This is a genomic window from Microbacterium sp. JZ31, from assembly GCF_016805985.1.
Classification (GTDB): domain Bacteria; phylum Actinomycetota; class Actinomycetes; order Actinomycetales; family Microbacteriaceae; genus Microbacterium.
In genome coordinates this window covers 335,217-355,458 of record NZ_CP017661.1, presented here as the reverse complement: position 1 = coordinate 355,458, position 20,242 = coordinate 335,217, and the positions used below count along the sequence as shown (strand labels likewise).

The following is a 20,242-nucleotide window of genomic DNA, read 5'->3' as shown; positions in this document are numbered from 1 at the left end:
CGCGCGTGCCATAGGCTCGCGGCATGCCCCGCACGACGCTCTCGACGCGCACGCTGCTCGTGTGCGCGGCGATCGGCGTCGCGACCGGGCTGCTCGGCGCCGCAGCCGGATGGATCACGATCGCCGTGCTCGCGACCGTGCCGGTCGTCTACGGGTTCGTCCTCGGCGCGCATGTGCTTCCCGGAGTGATCGCGCAGCGCCTGCTGCGCCTGCCCGGTGTCGCGATCGCGACCCACGTGCTCGCGTCGCTCGTCTCGAGCGCGTTCGCGCCGATGTACGTCTGGCAGTTCGTCGCGACCGCCGTCCTGTTCGGCGGTATCCAGGAGGCGTCGGCCGCCCTCGGACGGTACCGCTCGTGGTCGCCGGTGCGCTCGCTCGCCACGGCGGTCGTGATCGGCGCCGTCGTCGCGGTCGCCGTGGCCTTCGCCGCCGACCTCGGCTCGCTCGCCCCGTGGGCGCAGGCGCTGTACATCGCTCTCGGCGTCGCGGGACCGATCGGCTGGACGATCGCCGGGCTGAGCGTCGCGGCGGCCCTCGGGCGCGCCGGTCTCGCGCAGTCGACCGAGGCGCGCATCCGGAGCCCGCGCGAAGGTTAGGACGCCCTTACCGTAAGGTGAGGCCGTGTCACCGCCCGACCCCGCCCTGCTGCGCCTCAGCCGCGTCTCGATCACGCATCCCGACGCCGCGCGGGCGACGCCGCGGGAGGTCTCGTTCGAGGTGCGCCGCGGCGAGGTCGTGCTGCTGCTCGGCCCGAGCGGCTGCGGCAAGTCGACGCTCGCGCTGGCGCTGAACGGCCTGATCCCGCACGCGCTTCCGGCGACGCTCGAGGGCACGATCGAGGTGTGCGGCCTCGACACGGCCACGAGCACCGTCGCCGAGCTGAGCACGCACGTGGCGATGGTGTTCCAGGATCCGGATGCGCAGCTGGTCGCCGGGACCCTGCTCGACGAGGTCGCGTTCGGCCTCGAGAATCTCCGACTCCCCGCCGCGGAGGTCCTCGCGCGCGCGGAGGATGCACTGCGCCGGATGGGGCTGTGGCAGCGCCGCGCGTGGAACCCCGACCGGCTCTCGGGAGGCGGGCGGCAGCGGCTCGCGATCGCCTGCGCGCTCGCGATGGGATCGCCGCTGCTCGTGCTCGACGAGCCCACCGCGAACCTCGACCCCGTCGGCATCGACGACGTGTACGCGGCGCTCGCGGACGTCGTCGCCGCGGGCGAGCGGGGCATCGTCCTCGTCGAGCACAACCTCGACGCCGCGGTCGAGCTCGCGACGCGCGTCGTCGTGCTCGATCACGAGGGACGCCTCGCGTTCGACGGCCCTGTGACCGAGGTGCTGCGGGACCACGCCGAGACCCTGCTCGCGAGGGGCGTCTGGCTTCCCGCCGCGACGCTCGCGGCGCTGCGGCTGCGCGACGCGGGGCACGTGCTCGAGCCGCTGCCGCTCACCCCCGCCGAGCTGCGCGACGCGCTCGAGCCGGCCGCGCGCGAGGCGGCGGCGAGTCTGCTGGTGCGGGAGGCACCGAGCGGCACCGGCGGCGAGCCGCTCGTGCGCGTGCGAAGCCTCACGCTGCGGCGACACGACGTCGAGGTGCTGCGCGACGTCGATCTGGACATCCCGGCCGGATCCTTCACCGCCGTGATCGGGCCGAACGGGGCGGGCAAGACGACCCTGGTGCAGGCGATCGCGGGCGTGACCGCTCCCCCGCGCGGGCGGGTGTCCGTGGCGGGCGTGGACTCCGCGACCGCGTCGCCGCGCGAGCTCGCCGCCCGGATCGGCTTCGTCTTCCAGAACCCTGAGCACCAGTTCGTGGCGCACACCGTGTTCGACGAGCTCGCGCACGGCCCGCGCCTGCGCGGTGTGCCGGACGACGAGATCCGCGCCCGCGTCGACGAGATGCTCGAGCGGTTCGGCCTCACCGAACGCGCGGACGCGCATCCGTTCCTCCTCTCGGGCGGCCAGAAGCGCCGGCTGTCGGTCGGCACCGCCCTGATCGCTGGAGCCGACCGCGGCCCTGTGCTGCTCGCTCTGGACGAGCCCACCTTCGGACAGGATCGCGCCCGCGCGGCCGAGCTGCTCGCTCTGCTGCGCGAGCTGCACGCCGAGGGCACCACGGTCGTGATCGTCACGCACGATCTCCCGCTCGTCGCCGAGCACGCCACGCACGTCGTCGTGGTCGCACAGGGCCGGGTCGTCGCCGCGGCGCCCAGGGCCGAGGTGTTCGCCGACGAGGCGCTGCTCGAGCAGGCGGGGCTGCGGCTGCCGCCCGTGCACCGGGCGCTGCGCGGGGGCGCGGCGGTGCCGGTCGGCGGTCGCGAGGGCGCGCCCGCCCAGCGCTGGCCCCTGCCGGCGCCGCGCGGGACGCGGCCCGTGTCGTCGCGGGAGGCGCAGCCCGACCCGTACGCGCCGCGGCCGCCGGCCCCCGCCTGGCGCTTCCTCCATCACCTCAATCCGCTCACCGCCATCGTCGCGGTCGCGCCCGCGATCGTCCTGCTCGTCTTCGCGCGCGGCCTGACGATCCCCCTCGCGATGCTGGTCCTGGCCGCGATCGTGCTCGCGGTCGGCGCGCGTCTGCCGCGCCGGCTGGCCGCCGGGCTGCTCGTGGGCGTGCCGCTCGGGATGGCGGCGGTCGGCCTGTCGTTCTCCGTCTGGGTCGATCCGGCCCAGGTCGCCGCCACCCCCGAGGTGCTGCGGATCGGCGGATGGGCCCTACATCGGGGTGCGCTCGAGACGGGATTCGCCACCGCGCTGCGGCTGACCGCCATCGTCGTGCTCGCGGTGCTGGGCGGCGCCGCGACATCCGGCCCCGACCTCGTGCGCGCTGCGATCCAGCACCTGCGGGTGCCGTACCGGATCGGGTACGCCGCGCTCGCCGCCTACCGGTTCGTACCGCGGTTCGGGCACGAGCTCGAGGTGATCCGCGCCGCGCACCGCGTGCGCGGTCACGGCAGCCGCGGCCCGCTCGGACGGCTCTCCCGCGCGTGGGGCTACATCGTGCCGCTGCTCGCGAGCGCCATCCGGCATGCCGAGCGCGTCGCCCTGGCGATGGATGCGCGCGCGTTCGGCGCCTTCCCCACGCGCACCGAGCGGCACCCCGTGCCGCTGCGGAGGCGCGATCCCGTGTTCGTCCTGCTGTTCTGGACCGCGACCGCCGGGATGTTCCTGTTGGTCCCGGCCCTCTCCTGACGTAGCGGCGGCTCTGGGCATCGTGATCGCCGACCACTGCACCGCGCGGGCGTTGCGGTGACCGTGCGCCCGCGGGCAGCGGGGCCCGCATGACGACGGGCCGATCACCTTCGTCGCAGCGTGAACACCCGCTGGAGCACGACGAACACCAGCAGCAGCGCGCCGATCACGATCTTCGTCCACCACGAGCTGAGGGTGCCCTCGAACTGAATCGCCGTCTGGATGAGCCCCAGCACGAGCACGCCCAGCATCGAGCCGAGGACGAAGCCGGTGCCGCCCGTGAGCAGGGTGCCGCCGATCACCGCGGCCGCGATCGCGTCGAGCTCCATCCCGATGCCCGTGAGGGCGTAGCCGGAGCGGCTGTACATCGCGAACAGCACGCCGCCGAGGCCCCCGCACGTGCCGCTCACGACGTACGCGAGCACCTTGGTGCGCGCGACGGGCAGGCCCATCAGCAGGGCGGACTGCTCGCCGCCGCCGATCGCGTAGACCGTGCGGCCCAAGCGCGTGACATGCAGGAGTACGAACGCGATCGCCACGACCACGAGCGCGATCACGACCGCGGACGTGGTGCGGAAGTACCCCATCCAGGATGTCCAGTCGGCGATCGCGGTGAAGCCCGGGTCCTTGATCGGCACCGACTCGGGCGCGATCACAAAGCACAGGCCGCGCGCGAAGAACATGCCGGCGAGCGTCGTGACGAACGGCTGCACGCCGAACCAGTGGATGATCGCCCCGTGTGCGAGGCCGATCGCCGTGCCCGAGAGCACCGCGATCGGCAGCACGAGCGCGACCGGCACGCCCGCCTGCAGCAGCACGGCCGTCAGCACGCTCGACAGCGCCAGCACCGACCCTACGGAGAGGTCGATGCCGCCCGTCAGGATCACGAACGTCATGCCCACGGCCAGCACGATCAGGTGCGCGTTGTTGATGAACAGGTTCGAGAAGACCGCGGGCGTGAGGAAGTTGTCATACCGGATGCCGCCGGTCGCCAGCATCAGGATGAGCACCGCGAACGTGCCGACCACCGGCAGATAGCGGCGGTCGAGACGTCGCCCGCGCCCTCGCGTCTCGTGCCCCCCGGAAGCGGTCCCGGATCCGGGCGTGCGCTGCTTCTCCAGCACGCTCATCCGGTCGCCTCCTTCGTCGCGCGGCGGCGCCAGCCAGCGAGGGCGAACGCCTCGCGCGCCCGCGGCGACTGCAGCAGGGTGACGGCGATCACGACGATCGCCATGAACAGCGGGGTCGCGTGCGGCGAGATCCCGATCACCGTGACGGTGCGCTCGAGCGTCGCGATCACGAGCACGCCCGCGAGCGTGCCGAGGAGATTGAACTTGCCGCCCGTCAGGGCGGTGCCGCCGATCACCACCGCGAGGATCGCGTCGAGCTCGATGAACAGGCCGGCGTTGTTGGCGTCCGCGGCCATCGTGTCGGCGCTGATCAGCAGGCCCGCGGCGCCGGCGAGAAGCCCCGAGACGGCGTAGACGATCCAGGTCAGTGCCCGGGAGCGCACGCCCGACAGACGGCTCGCGGCCGGATTGATGCCCGTCGCCTCGAGCAGCATGCCGAGCGCCGTGCGTCGCACGAGCACGGCGACGACGGCGAACAGGCCGAACGCGATCCAGACCGCGACCGGCAGGCCGAGCCAGAAGCCCGATCCCATCACCTTGTAGGGCGCGCTGCTCACGGTCGCGACGAAGCCTCCGGTGATGAGCATCGCGATCCCGCGGCCGACAGTCATCAGCACGAGCGTCGCGACGATCGGCTGCAGCCCGACGACGGTGACGAGGAACCCGTTCCACACCCCGAGCACGAGCGCGAGCCCGACGGCGACACCGCACGCGAGCAGCACGGTGACCGGGCTTCCCGGATCCGCACTGCCAGCCACGAGCTGCAGCGCGACGGCGCCCGACACGGCCACGACCGCGCCGACCGACAGGTCGATGCCGCGCGTCGCGACCACGAGCGTCATCCCGAGCGCGATCAGCAGCAGGGGCGCGGCGGCGCGCAGGATGTCGATGGGCGCGCCGAACAGGTGGCCGTCCTGGACGGTGATGCGCAGGAAGGAGGGGCGCACGATCGTGTTGGCGGTCACGAGGATCGCGAGCGCCGCGACGGGCCAGAACAGATGGTGCCTGAGCACGCGCATCACGCCGCCGTCCCTCCCGCGATCATGCCGACGACGCGATCCATATCGGCGTCCTCCGCCGCGACCTCGCCGACCATCCGGCGGTCCCGCATCACCGCGATCCGATGGCTGAGGCGCAGCACCTCCTCCAACTCGGCCGAGATGAAGACGACCGACATGCCCTGGGTCGCGAGCTCGGTCACGAGCTTCTGGATCTCGGCCTTCGCGCCGACGTCGATGCCGCGCGTCGGCTCGTCCAGCACGAGCACGCGCGGCGCGGTGGCCAGCCAGCGTGCGAGCAGCACCTTCTGCTGGTTGCCGCCGGACAGGTTCCGCAGCAGCGCGTCGGGATCCGCGGGGCGGATGCCGAGCGAGCGGATGTACTGCGCGACGATCTTGTCGGCCTGCGCGCGCGGCACGGGCCGCAGCCAGCCGCGCGCGGCCTGCAGCCCGAGCACGATGTTCTCGCGCACCGTGAGACCGTCGACGATCCCCTCGCCCTTGCGATCCTCCGACGTGTAGGCGATGCCCAGGTCCATGGCGGCGCGCGGACTCGCGAGCCGTACCGACGACCCCTCGATGAGCAGCTCGCCCTCATCGGCGCGTTCGGCGCCCGTGATCAGGCGCGCGACTTCGGTGCGGCCGGATCCGAGCAGGCCCGCGAGCCCCACGATCTCGCCCTCGTGCACGTCGAGGTCGAACGCCTCGACCGACCCGCGTCGTCCGAGTCCCAGCGCGCGCAGCCGAGGCGTTGATGGCGCAGGGCGCTCGGCGGTTTCGTCTCGCACGCGCTCGACGTCCTCGAGCACGGCGGCCGCGCGCCCAATCATGTGGGCCACCAGCTCGCCGGCGGGCAGCTCCGAGGTGAGGAATTCGCCGACGAGCGTCCCGTTGCGCAGCACGGTGAGCCGGTCGCACACCGCGTAGACCTGGTCGAGGAAGTGCGAGACGAACAGGATGGCCACCCCATCGTCACGCAAGCGCCGCATCACGTCGAACAGCCGCTCCACCTCGCCCGCGTCGAGACTGGATGTCGGCTCGTCGAGGATCAGGACGCGGCAATCGCCGACCGTCGCGCGGCAGATTGCCACCAGCTGCTGCACCGCGAGCGAGTGGGAGTCGAGAGAGGAGCCGGGGTCGATGTCGAGGCCCATGCGTCGCAGGTGCTCGGCCGCCTGCCGGCGCATCCGCCGTCCGTCGATCACGCCGAGAACGCGCGGCTCGGCACCGAGCATGATGTTCTCGGCGACCGTGAGATTGCCGCAGAGGTTGACCTCCTGGTACACCGTGCTGATGCCGTGCGCACGGGCATCCGCGGGTCCTGTGAAGCGCCGATCCTCTCCGCCGACCAGGATGCTGCCGGACGCGATCGCGTACACGCCCGTGAGCGCCTTGATGAGGGTCGACTTGCCCGCGCCGTTCTCGCCCATGAGCGCGTGGATCTCGCCGGGCCGCAGGCGGAAGTCCACGCCGTTCAGAACGGTGACCGGCGGAAACTCGACCGTGATGCCGGTGAGTTCCACGACGGGTGCTGCTGTGCTGTGTGTCATGCGAGCGCCTTCGTCGGCGTTCGGGCGGGCCGCGGGGGCACCGACCCGCCCGAACGGGTGAACTCAGTACTGGCGGTCCGGAAGGGCCGCCTTCGCGGCCTCCTGGTCGAACGCCTCGTCCTTCACGACGATGCGCTCCTCGACCTCCTCGCCCGCGACCACCTTCTTGATGACGTCGGCGAGGTCGGGGCCCAGCAGCGGGTTGCACTCGACGATGTAGTTGATCTTGCCGTCGGCGAGGGCCTGCATGCCGTCCTTGACCGCGTCGATCGTGATGATCTTGATGTCCTCGCCCGGCACCTTGCCGGCGGCCTCGATCGCCTCGATCGCGCCCAGACCCATGTCATCGTTGTGCGCGAACACCAGGTCGATGTCGTCGTGCGCGGTCAGGAAGCCCTCCATGACCTTCTTGCCGCCGTCGCGCGTGAAGTCGCCGGTCTGCGAGTCGATGATCTCCAGGTCGGTGCCGTCGATCGCGGCCGCGAAGCCCTCCTTGCGGTCGATCGCGGGAGCGGATCCGGTCGTGCCCTGCAGCTCCACGACCTTGTAGCCCTCGCCGTCGTACTGCTCGGCGGCCCACTCACCGGCCATCTCGCCCTCGAGAATGAAGTCCGATCCGATGAACGACACGTATGCGTCCTCGACCGTCGTGTCGACGGCGCGGTCGGTGAGCACGACCGGGATGCCCGCCGACTTCGCCTCCTGCAGGACGGCATCCCATCCGGTCTCGACGACGGGCGAGAACGCGATCACGTCCACTCCCTGCGCGATGTAATTGCGGATCGCGGAGATCTGGTTCTCCTGCTTCTGCTGAGCGTCCGAGAAGCTCAGCTCGAACCCGTTCTCGGTCGTGAGCGTGTCCTGGATGGACTTCGTGTTGGCCGCGCGCCAACCCGACTCCGCGCCGACCTGCGAGAAGCCGACCGTGATCGTCTCGCCGCCCCCTGCGGCCGGTTCGCCGCTCGCGCCGGGTTCTGCGGGGGGCGCCGAGCTGCAGGCGGCGAGCGCGACGAGCGAGGCGGCACCCGCGATCGCGAGCGCCGTGCGGATGATGTGGTGATGACGTGCCATGTTTCTCCTCCTTGAGAAACCCGGGCGGCGTTGCTCGGGCGGTGCACGGGGCGGGATCGTGGGAGCGATCTCGTGTCGAGATGTTAGCGCTCACAGAATGCAGGCGAAAGAGCGGTCGCGGATCGATGCCTGCCGGATTTCTCTTCGAACCTTCTTGACATCGCTTCGTAGTTTTGTTCGACTGATCGCATGCGGTGGCAGGGACAGGAACTGGGAATGGCGGACGCGAACGCGCTGCCCGGCATGGAGGTGCTCGACGGCCTCGTGCGCAGCGTGACGACGCCCGAGTTCGCGGGCGTCACGTTCCACGAGGTCGCGGCGAAGTCGGCCCTCAACCACGTGCCGCGCTCGAGCAGCATGCCGTTCGACTGGACGATCAATCCCTACCGGGGATGCACGCATGCGTGCGTCTACTGCTTCGCCCGCGGGACGCACGAGTACCTCGACCTCGACGCCGGCAAGGACTTCGACTCGCAGATCGTCGTGAAGGTCAACGTCGACGAGGTGCTGCGGCGCGAGCTCGCGCGGCCGAGCTGGAACCGCGAGCACGTGGCGCTCGGCACGAACACCGACCCGTATCAGCGGGCCGAGGGCCGTTACAAGCTGATGCCCGGCATCGCGACCGCTCTCGCGGAGTCGGGAACGCCGTTCTCGATCCTGACGAAGGGATCGCTGCTGCGCCGCGACCTGCCGCTGCTGACCCGGCTGCACGATCAGGTGCCGATCTCGATCGCGATGTCGATCGCCGTCTACGACGACGAGCTGCAGCAGGCGATCGAGCCCGGGACGCCGACCGCGCAGGCCCGCCTCGACACCGTGAAGGCCGCGGCAGACGCCGGGTTCCCGGTCTCGGTGTTCATGATGCCGATCCTGCCCCACCTCACCGACTCGCCCGAGGCGCTGGACGCGGCGCTCGCGCGGGTCAGGGCCGCCGGCGCGGCGCGGGTCGTGCACGGTGCTCTGCACCTGCGTCCGGGGGTCAAGCCGTGGTTCATGCAGTGGCTGGCGCGCGAGCATCCCGAGCTGCTGCCGGTGTATCGCGGCCTCTACCCCGGGGCCTCGGTCAACGCGCCGCAGGCATATCGCTCGATGCTCGCGCAGCGCATCCGCCCCCTCGTGCGGTCGCACGGGCTCTACGGCCGTTCGGACGAGGATCCGTGGCGCCGGCCCGTGACCGCGGGAGCAGGGCCCGCACAGGGGCAGCCGGGCTCAGCGCAGCCGAACCCGGCACGGATCATCACGACCTCGCGCGGCCGCGCCGCGGCGAAGGTCCGCCCGCAGGCACCGGAGCCCGCGCGCCTGTTCTGACGCGCGAGCCCCGATGGCTCAGGAGAAGCGGATCGTCGCGTCCTCGTTGTTGACGACGATCACCGGCGTGATGAGCGACAGCCCCGCCGCGCGGATGCTCGCCGGATCGAACGACACGAGCGGCTCGCCCGCCTTTACCTCGGCACCCTGGGCCACGAGCGGACGGAACCCGTCGCCCTTGAGTCGCACGGTGTCGATGCCGATGTGGATCAGCAGCTCGGTGCCGTCGGGGAGCGTCATCCCCACCGCATGCGCCGTCGGGAACATCGTCGTCACGATGCCGTCGGCCGGTGCGACCACCGTGTCGCCGGTCGGCTCGATCGCGACGCCCGGACCCATCGTCGCCTCCGCGAACATCGGATCGGGGACCTCCGACAGCGGCAGCACGCGCCCCGCGATGGGCTGCCGGAGCGTGACGACCGCCGGTGCGAGCGTGGCCACGGGCGCATGCGGCGTGACGCCCGAGGCCGTCGTCGCCGCGGGCTCCCGCCCCGCCATCAGATCCTCCATGGCGTCCTTCACGAACTGCACGTTCAGGCCGTAGACGACCTGCACGCTCTTCCCGCCCGGCTTCATGGTGCCCGCGGCGCCGGCGCGCCGCAGGGCGGCTTCATCGACCCTCGCGGGATCCGCCACCTCCAACCGCAGGCGCGTGGCGCAGTTGTCCAGCGAGACGATGTTGTCCTTGCCGCCCAGGCCCGCGATGAAGCGCTCGGCCGTGGCCGCGAACCGCGCGTCGCCCACGCTTCCCGTGTCGGTCGTCAGGTCCTCGTCGTCCTCGCGACCCGGCGTCTTCAGCCGGAACCTCAGGATGACGAAGCGGAACACGAGGAAGTAGATCACGAACCAGGCGACGCCCATGACCGGGATCAGCCACGGGTTCTGCGCGAGCGGATTGACCCAGCCCAGCACCAGATCGATGAAGCCGCCCGAGAAGCCGAAGCCCATGCGCACCGGCAGCAGCGCCGAGATCGCCAGCGAGATGCCCATGAACACCGCGTGGATGACGTACAGCCAGGGTGCCAAGAACAGGAACGCGAACTCAAGGGGCTCGGTGACGCCGACGAAGAACGACGCCACACCCGCCGACAGCAGGATGCCGCCCACCACCTTCTTCCGCGTGCTCTTCGCCGTCACGTACATCGCCAGGGCCGCGCCCGGCAGACCGAACATCATGATCGGGAAGAAGCCCGTCATGTACTGCCCCGTGACGCCGTACACGCCGTCGCCGCCCGCGCCGTCCAGGAAGTTCTGCAGGTCGTTGATGCCCGCGATGTCGAACCAGAACACCGAGTTGAGCGCGTGGTGCAGACCGAGCGGGATGAGCAGGCGGTTCATCATGCCGTAGATGCCCGCGCCCACCGGACCGAGGGTCAGGATCCATTCGCCGAAGGTCACGAGGCCTCCGAACACGAGGGGCCACACGAAGAACAGCGCGATCGCGACGAGCAGCGAGATCCCGGCGCTCACGATGGCGACCGAGCGCTTGCCCGAGAAGAACGAGAGCCAATCGGGCAGCTTCGTGTTCTTGAAGCGGTTGTACGCCCAGGCGCCGATCAGGCCGCACAGGATGCCGACGAACACGTTCTGCACCCTGTCGAACGCGGGGTCGACGGCCTCCAGCTCCGCCGCGCCGGTCAGCACCTGCACGGTCTCGGGCTTGAGCATCGTCGTCACCGTCAGCCACGAGACGAGACCGGCGAGCGCGGAGGTGCCGTCGGACTTGTCGGACATGCCGATCGCGACACCGACCGCGAACAGCAGCGCCATGTTGTCGAGGAGCGCACCGCCGGCCGCGGCGAAGAACGCCGATGCGACGTTCTCGCCGGCGGCTCCGGCGATCCAGTAGCCGATGCCGGACAGGATCGCCGCGACGGGCAGCACGGCGACCGGCAGCATCAGCGACCGGCCGAGTCGTTGGAAGAACTTCATCGTCTCTCCAGAGGTCAGGGGACGTCGTGCGTCCGGGCGCGCCCGGGACGGTGTCCGGGCTTGTCGAGGCAGACAGTACTCCGTACACGCTCGCCGGCGCGGCATCACAGGCCGACGCGCCGGATCGGATCAGCGGTAGTCGGGGGCGGCGGGCAGGCCGAAGAACTCCTCGAGCGAGTGATAGCCGCCCTCGTGATAGACCGCGGCGAGCTCGGGGCCGATGTACCGCAGGTGCCACGGCTCGGGCTCGTACCCCGTGGCGTGCGTGTGGCCGTGCTCGTAGCGGATAATCCAGCCGAAGCGCCACGAGTTCTGCGCGAGCCACTCGCCCTGCGGCGTCCCGCCCAACTCGTAGATCGTGCCGCAGCCCGCGGCACCGCACGCGACGACGTCGGCCGCGAGCCCGAGCTGGTGCTCGCTGAAACCCGGTCGCGCCGAGAGCGCATCGGCCTTCTGCTGCCCGCGCGCGCCGACCTGCGAGTCGTAGGTGCTCACCTGCGTGTCGTAGGACCGGTAGCCGCTGAAGAGCGAGAGGCTGCCCGCGCCAGCGTTCGCCGCCTCCGCGACGAGCTGCTCGAACGAGTCCACCACGTCGGCGCGCAGGCTGGCGTCGGTCACATGCGACGGCGGCACCCGCAGCTCGGCCGGGGCGTAGTGGATCGGATCGAGCGGGCGCTGCTTGTTCACCACGACCCACGGCAGCGCCGGATCGTCGAGCGACACGCACGGTGCGTCTCCGGCGCGAACCGCCGCGTGCATCGCCGCCGCGCCCCCGAACGCCTTCATGAGCGCGGCGGGGTCCTTCGCCCGGAGGGCGGCATCGGCGGCGCAGCCCTCGGGCGGATCCGCCGCCTCGACCTGCTCGATCACGGGCACGGGGATGAGCGCGGCGGGCGCCTCGGGCGCGCCTTCGCGCACGACCGCCGCGGCCTCTCCGCGGTCGACGAGCTGCGAGATGAGCGACACCTCGGCCACGAGCATGGTCGCCGCCGCGAGCGCGATGACCGCCACCCGCCGGGCGCGGCGCAGGAACACCGCCCGGCGTCGGGCGGCGACCCGCTGGGCGTAGCTCATGCGCTCCATTGTCTCCCCGGCACCTGAGCGTGTCGCGGGGAACCGCTGCCCCGGCGCGCCGTCCGCGTCGAGGCCGGCGGCGGGACTACGCGGCGAACTCCACGCCCCAGCGCGCGGTCCAGGTCTCGCCCGGCGCGAGGCGCCGCAGATCCTGACCCGAGTTGAAGGCGTCGGTGGGCGCGGTCATCGGCTCGATCGCGATCGCCACCGGGTGGCCCGGGTAGGCGTCGGTGACGAACGCCTGGATGTACCCCCAGTTCTCGTCCTGCCACATCGTCACGCGCCTGCCATACGGCGCCGTGAGCGTCGTCCGCACGCGCCCGTCGGGATCGCGCGCGAGCGATCCGAACCCCGTGTCGAGCTCGAGGTCGCCGACGCGGGCACCGCCGCGCAGGTCGAAGACGCCCGACACCGGCACCTCGGCGGTCGGGAGCAGGCGGTCGTCGACCTCGAACACGCTCGCGGCCGGCAGCGTGAGGGTCAGGTCGGCCGTCGGCACGCCGCCGATGCAGAAGAACGGGTGCGTGCCGAGCGCGACCGGAGCGTCGCCGTCGCCGACGTTGACGATCTCGTGCGTCACCTCGACGCCGGTGTCGGTCAGCGCATAGGTCACGCTCGTGCGCAGCGTGTACGGATAGCCGTGCTGCGGGAAGACCATCGCACGCAGCGTCACGGCCTCGTCGCGGGTCTCGATGATCTCGTAGGGCGTGTTGCGGAGGAGCCCATGGATCGCGTTGCTGCGGTCGGGCTCGGTGAGGTCGAGCTGCCGGGTCGTGCCGCCGTCGCTCCAGCGGCCGTCGCGAATGCGGTTGGGCCACGGCGACAGCACGATGCCGCTGCCGAACGGGGCGGACGTGCCCTCCGGGTAGCGGGCGACGATGTCGACGCCGCCGACCGACAGCCCGCGCAGCGCAGCGCCGACCTGGGCGATGTGGGCGGTGACCGTGCCTGCGTCGCCGTCGCGGCGGAGGTGCGTCTGGGCGCCGGTGGGATCGATGCGCTCGTTCATCCTCCGAGCCTACTCAGCCCGGCGGCGGGGCACCGTTGTCAAGCCGCTCCCGCGGGGAGCGCCCGCGTGATGGCCTGAGAGCATGAGCCGCACGAGTGAGCCCGCACGCGCCCGATGGGCGGGCATCCCGGACCTTCCGGGGCCGGATGCGACCTGGCGCCTCGCGCGCGACGGATACGCGTTCGGCCTCCGCGGCTACCGCCAGGTCGGGGCGGACGCGTTCCACACGCGCCTGATGGGGCGAGAGGTCGTCGTCGCACGCGGGGCGGAGGCCGCGCACGTGTTCGGCCAGCCGGACGCGTTCGAGCGGCGTGGCGCGATCCCTCGGTCGGTGGTGCACCTGCTGCAGGACGACGGGAGCGTGCAGCAGCTGGAGGGACAGCGCCACGCGTCGCGCAAGCGGATCATGCTCGATCTCGCACAGGAGGAGCGCGCCGGGCTCGTCGACGCCTTCCGGGACGCGTGGCCGCAGGTCGCGGCAGAGTACGCGCATCGCCCCGTGCCGGTGCGGGAGGTCGCGTCGCTGGCCCTGACCCGCGCGGCGCTCGCGTGGGCGGGCATCGCCGTGGATTCCGCGCGAGAGCAGGCGCTCAGCGGCGATTTCGACGCCATGGTCTCGCGAGCGGGCGCGATCGGCCCGCTCAACTGGGTCGCGCGGGCGCGTCGACAGCGCACGGAGGCGTGGGCGACAGAGGTCGTGCAGGATCTGCGCGCCCGCGGCGACCGCGCATCGGTCGCCGGCGGCCTCGCGCATCATGAGGACGAGGGTCGGCCCCTCGACGAGCGCACGGCCGCGATCGAGCTGCTGAACCTGCTGCGCCCGACCGTCGCGGTCGCGAGATTCATCGCGTTCGCCGTGCATGCGCTGCGCATGCATCCGGACTGGGCGTCCCAGATCCGCGGGGGTGAACCCGCGGCGACACGATGGGCAGCCGATGAGATCCGCCGCTTCTATCCGTTCTTCCCCATGGTCGGCGGCATCGCGAGCGAGCCGTTCGGCCTGCACGGCGAGTGGTTCGAGGACGGACAGTGGATGCTGCTCGACCTGTACGGCACGGATCACTCCCCCGAGCTGTGGGAGCGCCCCGATGTGTTCAACCCGGGCCGCTTCGCGACCGCTTCGCCGCTCAGCGTCGTCGCCCAGGGCGTGGGCGATCACCTCGCCGCGCATCGCTGTCCCGGAGAGCTCGCCACCACCGACCTGCTCGTCGCGACGCTCGAGATGCTCACGCAGGGGCCCGCGTACGCGGTTCCCGAGCAGGATCTGCGGATCAGCCTGCGGCGGATGCCCGCGGAACCGGAGGACGGCATGATCGTCGTCTTCGGCGCCTGACACGACGGATGCCGCCCTCGACGAGCGAGGACGGCATCCGGTCGGCATCCGTCAGGCGGTGAGCTCCGCGAGGGTCGGACCGCCGGTCAGCTCGTCGAGCAGGTCGTCGCCGGGACGCACCTCGTCGAACGGCGCCTCGATCTCGGCACGCTCGAGCATCTCGGTCATGCGGCGGCGGCGCTGGCGCGGGATGAGCGTCACGACGCGACCCGTGCGGCCGGCACGACCCGTGCGGCCGGCACGGTGCAGGTACGTCTTGTACTCGTCGGGCGCGTCGGCCTGGATCACGAGGTCGACGTCGTCGACGTGGATGCCGCGGGCCGCGACATCGGTCGCGACGAGCACGCGCGCGCGCCCCTTCGAGAAGCGCTCGATGTTGCGCGTGCGCTTCGCCTGGTTCAGATCGCCGTGCAGCGCGATCGCGTCGATGCCGGCGCCGTCGAACTGCTCGGCGAGCATCTCGGCGTACGCCCGCGTGCGGGTGAAGACGAGTGTCTTGCCCTCGCGGTCGACGAGCGAGTCGAGGATCTCGGGCTTCGCGCGGTGCTCCACGACGAGCACGCGGTGCTCGATCGTTCCGGTCTCCTGCGTCTCGCCGGCGACCTCGTACACCTGCGGGTCGACGAGGAACTCGTCGACGAGCGCGGCGACCTCGCGGTCGAGCGTCGCGGAGAAGAGCAGCTTCTGACCGCCCTCGGCCGTGAGGCGCAGGATCTCCTGCACCGGCTCGAGGAAGCCGAGCTCACACATGTGGTCGGCCTCGTCGAGCACCGACACCTGGATCTGCGAGAGGTCGAGCTTGCCCTGACGCTGCAGGTCGCCGATGCGGCCCGGCGTGCCGATCACGATGTCGACGCCCTTCTTGAGGGCGCCCACCTGGCGCGCCTGCGGCACGCCGCCGTAGATCTGCGTGGTGAAGAGGCCGACGCTGCGGGCGATCGCCTGCACCGTGCGGTCGATCTGCAGCGCGAGCTCGCGCGTGGGCGCCATGATCAGCGCGACCGGCGCGCGGCCGAACTCGCGCTTGGTGCCCGCCTTCGCGCGCAGGATCCTCTCCACGAGCGGAGCGCCGAACGCGATCGTCTTACCCGAACCGGTGCGGCCACGGGCGAGCACGTCGCGCCCGTCGAGGATCGCGGGCGCGGTGGAGGCCTGGATCGGGAACGGCTTCTCGGCGCCGAGTGCGGCGAGGGCGCGAACGATGTTGTCGCCCAGACCGAGGTCGGCGAAGGTCACCTCGGCGACCTCGTCCGCCTGCACGGCCTGCGCCTCGAGGCGCTCGTGCACGACGTCGATGCGGTCCTCCTGCGACTGCGAACGGGCGGGACGCTCGTCGCGGCGCTCGGCCCACTTGCGCTCGCCGTCGGTGCGGAAGCGCGGACGCTCGTCGCGGGCAGGACGCTCGTCGCGGTCGAAACGCGGACGCTCGTCGCGGTTGAAGCGCGGGCGCTCGTCGCGCGCAGGACGCTCGTCGCGGTTGAAGCGGGGACGCTCGTCGCGCGCAGGACGCTCGTCGCGCGCGAAGCGGGAGCGGTCCTCGCGCTCGAAGCGCGGGCGCTCGGCGCGGTCGAAGCGCGGACGATCCTCGCGGTCGAACGAACGGCGCTCGCCGTCGCGGGCGGGGCGGTCGAACGAACGGCGCTCACCGTCGCGGGCGGGGCGCTCGTCGCGGCGGAAACGCGGGCGGTCGTCGCGCTCGAAGCGCGGACGGTCGCTGCGGTCGAAGCGGCGCTCGCCGTCACGCGCAGGACGGGCGTCCCGGTCGAAGCGCGGACGCTCGGCGCGGGCGGGACGGTCGGCGCGGTCGAAGCGGCGCTCGCCGTCGCGCGACTCCCAGCTGCGCGCGGGACGGTCGTTGCGCTCGGTGAAGGGACGGTCGGCGCGGGGACGATCCGTCCGCTCGAAGCGGCGCTCGCCGCCCCGGGCCGGACGCGCGTCGCGCTCGAAGCGCGGACGCTCGGCGCGGTCCGGACGACCGGCGCCGTCCTCGCGACGTGCACCGCGCGATCCGTCGCTGCCGCGGCCGTCGAGACCGCGGAACGGGCCGCCGGTCTTCTTCTTGGCGTAGCGGGGATCGAAGTTCTGGGCGGGTCGACCGCCCGCGGGCTTCTTGTTCTTGGGCATGCGAAAGTAACGCACCTTCCATAGGTGTCATGCGGCCTGTCAGGACCACACACACCCGCGCATACGACGCGGCATCCCAAGCCGACCCTTCAGGATACCGAGTCCGCCTGGGAAACCGCCCGCGCGAGATCGCCCGCGAGGACGCGGGCGATCTCGGCGCTCAGGCGTCCCGGTTGTCCCGGCGTCGCAGCGGCGCCTGGACGTGCGAGGCCGTGGGCAGCGAGCCGTGCGGCTCGGCCGGGGTCGTCGCCGCGGGGCCGGTCCCGGCGGGCGCCGTGAGCGGCTCCCGCTCGTCCGACTCGCTCCGTGCCGCGCCGGCATCCGCGTCCGGCTGCGCATCGCCGTCGGCCGCACGGCGCCGGCCGTTCCTGCGCTCACGCGCGCCCTCGACGAGGTTGTAGAGCGTCGGGAGGACGATGAGCGTCAGCACGGTGGACGACAGCAGACCGCCGATCACCACGATCGCGAGCGGCTGCGAGATGAAGCCGCTGTGCCCCGTGATGCCCAGCGCCATCGGAGTGAGCGCGAAGATCGTCGCGAGCGCCGTCATGAGGATCGGGCGCAGACGGTTCGAGGCGCCCGCGACCGTCGAGTCGTGCACCGTCAGCCCCTTCTCGCGGTACTGGTTGACGAGGTCGACGAGCACGATCGCGTTCGTGACGACGATGCCGATCAGCATCAGCACGCCGATCAGCGACGCGACGCCGAGCGGCACGCCCGTCGCGATCTGCAGTAGGATGGCGCCGGTCGCCGCGAACGGCACCGACACGAGCAGCAGCAGCGGCTGACGCAGCGACTTGAAGGTCGCGACCATGATCACGTACACGATCAGGATGGCGGCCAGCATCGCCAGTCCCAGCTGCGAGAACGACTCGGCCTGGTCCTCGGCGACGCCGCCCACCTCGGCGTCCGCGCCGTCGGGCAGGTCGACGTCCGCGAGCGCGGCGTCCACCGCAGCGGTCGCCTCCGCCAGGTTGTCGCCCACGGGCGGGACGGCGATGGTCGCCGTGCGGCGCCCCTGCTGGGTCGTGATCGACGTCGGGCTGTCGGCCATCTCGACGCTCGCGACCTGCTCGAGCCGCACGGGGCCGGCCGCGGTCGGGATGACGAGGTCGCGCAGCTCCTCGATCGTCGCCGGCGGCTCCTCCGTCGCGATGTAGACCGTGAGCGACGTGCCGTCGATCTCGACCGATCCGGCCTGCTGCGGCCGCATGGCACCGGACACGATGCCGCCCACGGCGACCTCCGAGAGACCGCGCGCGGCGGCCTGCTCCCTGTCGACCTCGACCGCGATGTAGGGCAGCGAGGCGGCGAGGTCGTCGCTCACCTGGCCGATGCCGTCGCGGCCGTCCAGCGCGGCGACGATGTCCTCGGTCGCCTGCTGCAGCTCGTCGGGCCCCGGCGCGGTGACGGTGACCTCGATGTCGGTGGAACCGAAGCCGGCGGCCGCGTTCACCGACAGCTCGCCGACGTCCTCCAGACCGTCGAGGGCGTCCTGCACGTCGGCGCGCAGCGCCTCCTGGTCGACGGCCTCGTCGGTCACGATCGAGTAGGTCACGCTGCCGCCGCCGGAGAAGGCGTCGCGCAGCGGCGATCCGCTCGATCCGATCGAGGCCTGCACGGTCTCGATGCCCTCGATGCCCTCGAGCGCCTCCTCCACCCGCTGCGCGGCCGCATCGGCGGTCTCGAGGCTCGCGGTCGTCTCGAGCTCCTGCGAGATGGTCAGGGTGTTCTGTCCCGTGTCGCCCAGGAAGTTCACCTTCATGAGCGGAGCGGCCGCGACCGTGCCGCCCATCACGATCACGGCGAGCAGCAGCGTGATCCAGGAGTGCGTGAGCGTCCAGCGCAGGACCGGCAGGTACGCCCGCTGCAGACGGGACGGCGGCGCGGCCGGCGACTCCGGGTCGATGCGGTTCCCGTTCTCGTCCAGCAGCGGCTTGCCGGGGCGGAGGAACCAGTAGGCCAGAACGGGCACGATCGTGAGCGCCACGAGCAGCGATGCCGCCATGGCGATCGTCACGGTCATGGCGAAGGGCCGGAAGAGCTCCCCTACCATGTCGCCGACGAACACGATCGGCAGGAACACAGCGACCGTCGTGAGGGTGGACGCCGTGATCGCCATGGCGACCTCGCGCACGGCGAGGCGGATCGCGTCCCCCTTGTCGGCCCCCTCGACGTAGTGGCGCTTGATGTTCTCGATCACGACGATCGAGTCGTCCACGACGCGACCGATCGCGATCGTGAGCGCGCCGAGCGTCAGCATGTTGAGCGAGTAGCCGAACGCCTGCAGCCCGATGAAGGTGATCAGCACGCTCGTCGGGATCGAGATCGCCGTCACGAGCGTCGAGCGGATGGACAGCAGGAACACGAGGATGACGACGACCGCGAAGACGAGTCCGAGCAGGCCCTCGGTCGCGAGCGTCTCGATCGACTGCGTGATGAAGGGCGCCTGGTCGAACACGACCGTGAACTGCGCATCCGGGAACGTCTCCTCGAGCTGCGGCAGCACGCCGAGCACGCCGTCGGAGACCTCGACCGTGTTGGCCGCGGGCAGCTTGGTCACCGCGATCGACAGCGCATCCTCGCCGTTCACGCGCGAAATCGACGAGACCGGATCCGTGGTCAGGGCGACGTCGGCGACGTCCGAGATCGTCGGGACGTCGCCCGGCTGCCCGCCCTGCGCGCCGAGCAGCGGCAGCGCGGCGATGTCCTCGGCCGAGGTCAGCTTGATGCCCGTCTGGACCGTGAAGGTCGAGCCGTCCTCGGTGATCTCACCGCCGGGGAACAGGACGCCGTTCTGATCGAGTGCGTCGCTGATCGCCTGCTGCGAGAGCCCGCGCGCGGCGAGCGCCGCCTGATCCGGCGTGATCGTGATCCGCTGGCCGATGCCGCCCACGATCGACGCGGAGCCGACGCCGTCGATGTCCTCGATGTCCGGGATGGCGGTCGCCTCGAGATCCGCCTGCGCGGTCTCGACGTCGTCGAAGCCGGTGACGGCGATCTGGATCACCGGCAGGTCGTCGATGCTCACCGACAGCACCTGGGGGTCGACATCCTCGGGCAGCTGGCCGGAGATGCGGTTGATCGCCTGCTGCATCTTCTGCTCGGCCGTGGCGAGGTCGGTGCCGTAGGCGAACGACGCCTGCACGATCGAGGAGTTGGTGGTGCTGGTCGCGCTCGTGCCGTCGAGCCCGGCGACGCCCTGGATCGCGGTCTCGATCGGCGTGGACACGTCGTTCTCGACGACCTCGGGCGACGCACCCGGGTACGTCGTCATCACGAGCAGCTGCGGCAGCTCGATGGCCGGGATCAGCTCCTGCTTGAGCGTCGTGAGGGACAGGCCGCCGAAGATGGCGGCGCAGATCGTGATCAGCGCGATGAGGGCGCGGTTCTTCAGACTGAGGACGGCGAGTCTCGACACGGGAATCTCTCGTTGGGGGAGGTGGGGGGCGCCGACGGCGAAAAGCGCCGATACGGTGCTGTATCCACGCTCATTCTGGCATGAGGCCGGCGCGGGCCCCGCGCCGCCT

Annotated in this window: 13 protein-coding genes; 4 read left to right on the top strand and 9 right to left on the bottom strand. The window is 71.7% G+C overall.

All coding sequences use genetic code 11. The annotated features are described in order from the left end of the window. Positions 1 to 23 precede the first annotated feature (23 nt). On the top strand, positions 24 to 596 hold the full coding sequence (locus tag BJP60_RS01700) for an ECF transporter S component (RefSeq protein ID WP_203137142.1): 573 nt from the start codon (positions 24 to 26) through the stop codon (positions 594 to 596). Positions 597 to 621: 25 nt separating this feature from the next. Further along, positions 622 to 3,183, top strand: coding sequence for an energy-coupling factor transporter ATPase (locus BJP60_RS15545; RefSeq protein ID WP_442923391.1), 2,562 nt, complete (start codon positions 622 to 624; stop codon positions 3,181 to 3,183). 104 nt (positions 3,184 to 3,287) lie between these two features. Here the strand turns inward: BJP60_RS15545 and yjfF are convergent, their stop codons facing one another. The 4 genes from yjfF to BJP60_RS01670 form a co-directional block, all read right to left on the bottom strand. Beyond that, a complete protein-coding gene (yjfF, locus tag BJP60_RS01685; protein WP_203137141.1) occupies positions 3,288 to 4,313 on the bottom strand; it encodes a galactofuranose ABC transporter, permease protein YjfF in 1,026 nt (341 codons plus the stop codon). Next, complete coding sequence (locus BJP60_RS01680; protein WP_203137140.1) at positions 4,310 to 5,332, bottom strand: ABC transporter permease; 1,023 nt, start codon at positions 5,330 to 5,332, stop codon at positions 4,310 to 4,312. Before BJP60_RS01680 ends, yjfF begins: the two co-directional genes overlap by 4 nt. Then, positions 5,332 to 6,861 carry a sugar ABC transporter ATP-binding protein gene (locus BJP60_RS01675; RefSeq protein ID WP_203137138.1) on the bottom strand — a complete coding sequence of 510 codons (1,530 nt, stop codon included), beginning with the start codon at positions 6,859 to 6,861 and terminating at the stop codon, positions 5,332 to 5,334. Before BJP60_RS01675 ends, BJP60_RS01680 begins: the two co-directional genes overlap by 1 nt. A gap of 63 nt (positions 6,862 to 6,924) precedes the next feature. Next, positions 6,925 to 7,932 carry an ABC transporter substrate-binding protein gene (locus BJP60_RS01670; protein WP_203137136.1) on the bottom strand — a complete coding sequence of 336 codons (1,008 nt, stop codon included), beginning with the start codon at positions 7,930 to 7,932 and terminating at the stop codon, positions 6,925 to 6,927. Positions 7,933 to 8,121: 189 nt separating this feature from the next. Between BJP60_RS01670 and BJP60_RS01665 the strand changes: the two genes are divergently transcribed. Further along, positions 8,122 to 9,240 (top strand): Rv2578c family radical SAM protein, encoded by a 1,119-nt coding sequence (locus BJP60_RS01665; protein ID WP_203137134.1) that lies wholly within the window; start codon positions 8,122 to 8,124, stop codon positions 9,238 to 9,240. Between the two features lie 18 nt (positions 9,241 to 9,258). On the opposite strand, the gene nagE is transcribed toward BJP60_RS01665, so the two are convergent. The 3 genes from nagE to BJP60_RS01650 form a co-directional block, all read right to left on the bottom strand. Beyond that, a complete protein-coding gene (nagE, locus tag BJP60_RS01660) occupies positions 9,259 to 11,172 on the bottom strand; it encodes an N-acetylglucosamine-specific PTS transporter subunit IIBC (RefSeq protein ID WP_203137131.1) in 1,914 nt (637 codons plus the stop codon). A 129-nt stretch (positions 11,173 to 11,301) separates the two neighbouring features. Beyond that, entirely contained in the window at positions 11,302 to 12,246 is a 945-nt protein-coding gene (locus BJP60_RS01655; RefSeq protein WP_238439505.1) for a M15 family metallopeptidase, read from the bottom strand. An 85-nt stretch (positions 12,247 to 12,331) separates the two neighbouring features. Next, positions 12,332 to 13,255 (bottom strand): aldose 1-epimerase family protein, encoded by a 924-nt coding sequence (locus tag BJP60_RS01650; RefSeq protein ID WP_203137129.1) that lies wholly within the window; start codon positions 13,253 to 13,255, stop codon positions 12,332 to 12,334. Between the two features lie 82 nt (positions 13,256 to 13,337). Here BJP60_RS01650 and BJP60_RS01645 point away from each other — a divergent pair, with 82 nt between their 5' ends. Continuing rightward, the gene (locus BJP60_RS01645) at positions 13,338 to 14,588 is read left to right on the top strand and encodes a cytochrome P450 (RefSeq protein ID WP_203137127.1); all 1,251 of its coding nucleotides are present in this window, start codon (positions 13,338 to 13,340) and stop codon (positions 14,586 to 14,588) included. A gap of 51 nt (positions 14,589 to 14,639) precedes the next feature. Here BJP60_RS01645 and BJP60_RS01640 read toward each other — a convergent pair whose 3' ends face one another. Both BJP60_RS01640 and BJP60_RS01635 read right to left on the bottom strand, forming a co-directional pair. Next, positions 14,640 to 16,712, bottom strand: a complete 2,073-nt coding sequence (locus tag BJP60_RS01640) for a DEAD/DEAH box helicase (protein WP_203137126.1) — start codon at positions 16,710 to 16,712, stop codon at positions 14,640 to 14,642. Between the two features lie 160 nt (positions 16,713 to 16,872). Continuing rightward, positions 16,873 to 20,133, bottom strand: coding sequence for an efflux RND transporter permease subunit (locus BJP60_RS01635; protein WP_203137125.1), 3,261 nt, complete (start codon positions 20,131 to 20,133; stop codon positions 16,873 to 16,875). Between the last annotated feature and the right edge of the window lie 109 nt (positions 20,134 to 20,242).

Bases quoted from the DNA above. Each gene is read 5' to 3' on its own strand.
- BJP60_RS01700 (WP_203137142.1), top strand. From the start codon at position 24: ATGCCCCGCACGACGCTCTCGACGCGCACGCTGCTCGTGTGCGCGGCG.
- yjfF (WP_203137141.1), bottom strand. From the start codon at position 4,313: ATGAGCGTGCTGGAGAAGCAGCGCACGCCCGGATCCGGGACCGCTTCC.
- BJP60_RS01680 (WP_203137140.1), bottom strand. From the start codon at position 5,332: ATGCGCGTGCTCAGGCACCATCTGTTCTGGCCCGTCGCGGCGCTCGCG.
- BJP60_RS01675 (WP_203137138.1), bottom strand. From the start codon at position 6,861: ATGACACACAGCACAGCAGCACCCGTCGTGGAACTCACCGGCATCACG.
- BJP60_RS01670 (WP_203137136.1), bottom strand. From the start codon at position 7,932: ATGGCACGTCATCACCACATCATCCGCACGGCGCTCGCGATCGCGGGT.
- BJP60_RS01665 (WP_203137134.1), top strand. From the start codon at position 8,122: ATGCGGTGGCAGGGACAGGAACTGGGAATGGCGGACGCGAACGCGCTG.
- nagE (WP_203137131.1), bottom strand. From the start codon at position 11,172: ATGAAGTTCTTCCAACGACTCGGCCGGTCGCTGATGCTGCCGGTCGCC.
- BJP60_RS01655 (WP_238439505.1), bottom strand. From the start codon at position 12,246: ATGAGCTACGCCCAGCGGGTCGCCGCCCGACGCCGGGCGGTGTTCCTG.
- BJP60_RS01650 (WP_203137129.1), bottom strand. From the start codon at position 13,255: ATGAACGAGCGCATCGATCCCACCGGCGCCCAGACGCACCTCCGCCGC.
- BJP60_RS01645 (WP_203137127.1), top strand. From the start codon at position 13,338: ATGAGCCGCACGAGTGAGCCCGCACGCGCCCGATGGGCGGGCATCCCG.
- BJP60_RS01640 (WP_203137126.1), bottom strand. From the start codon at position 16,712: ATGCCCAAGAACAAGAAGCCCGCGGGCGGTCGACCCGCCCAGAACTTC.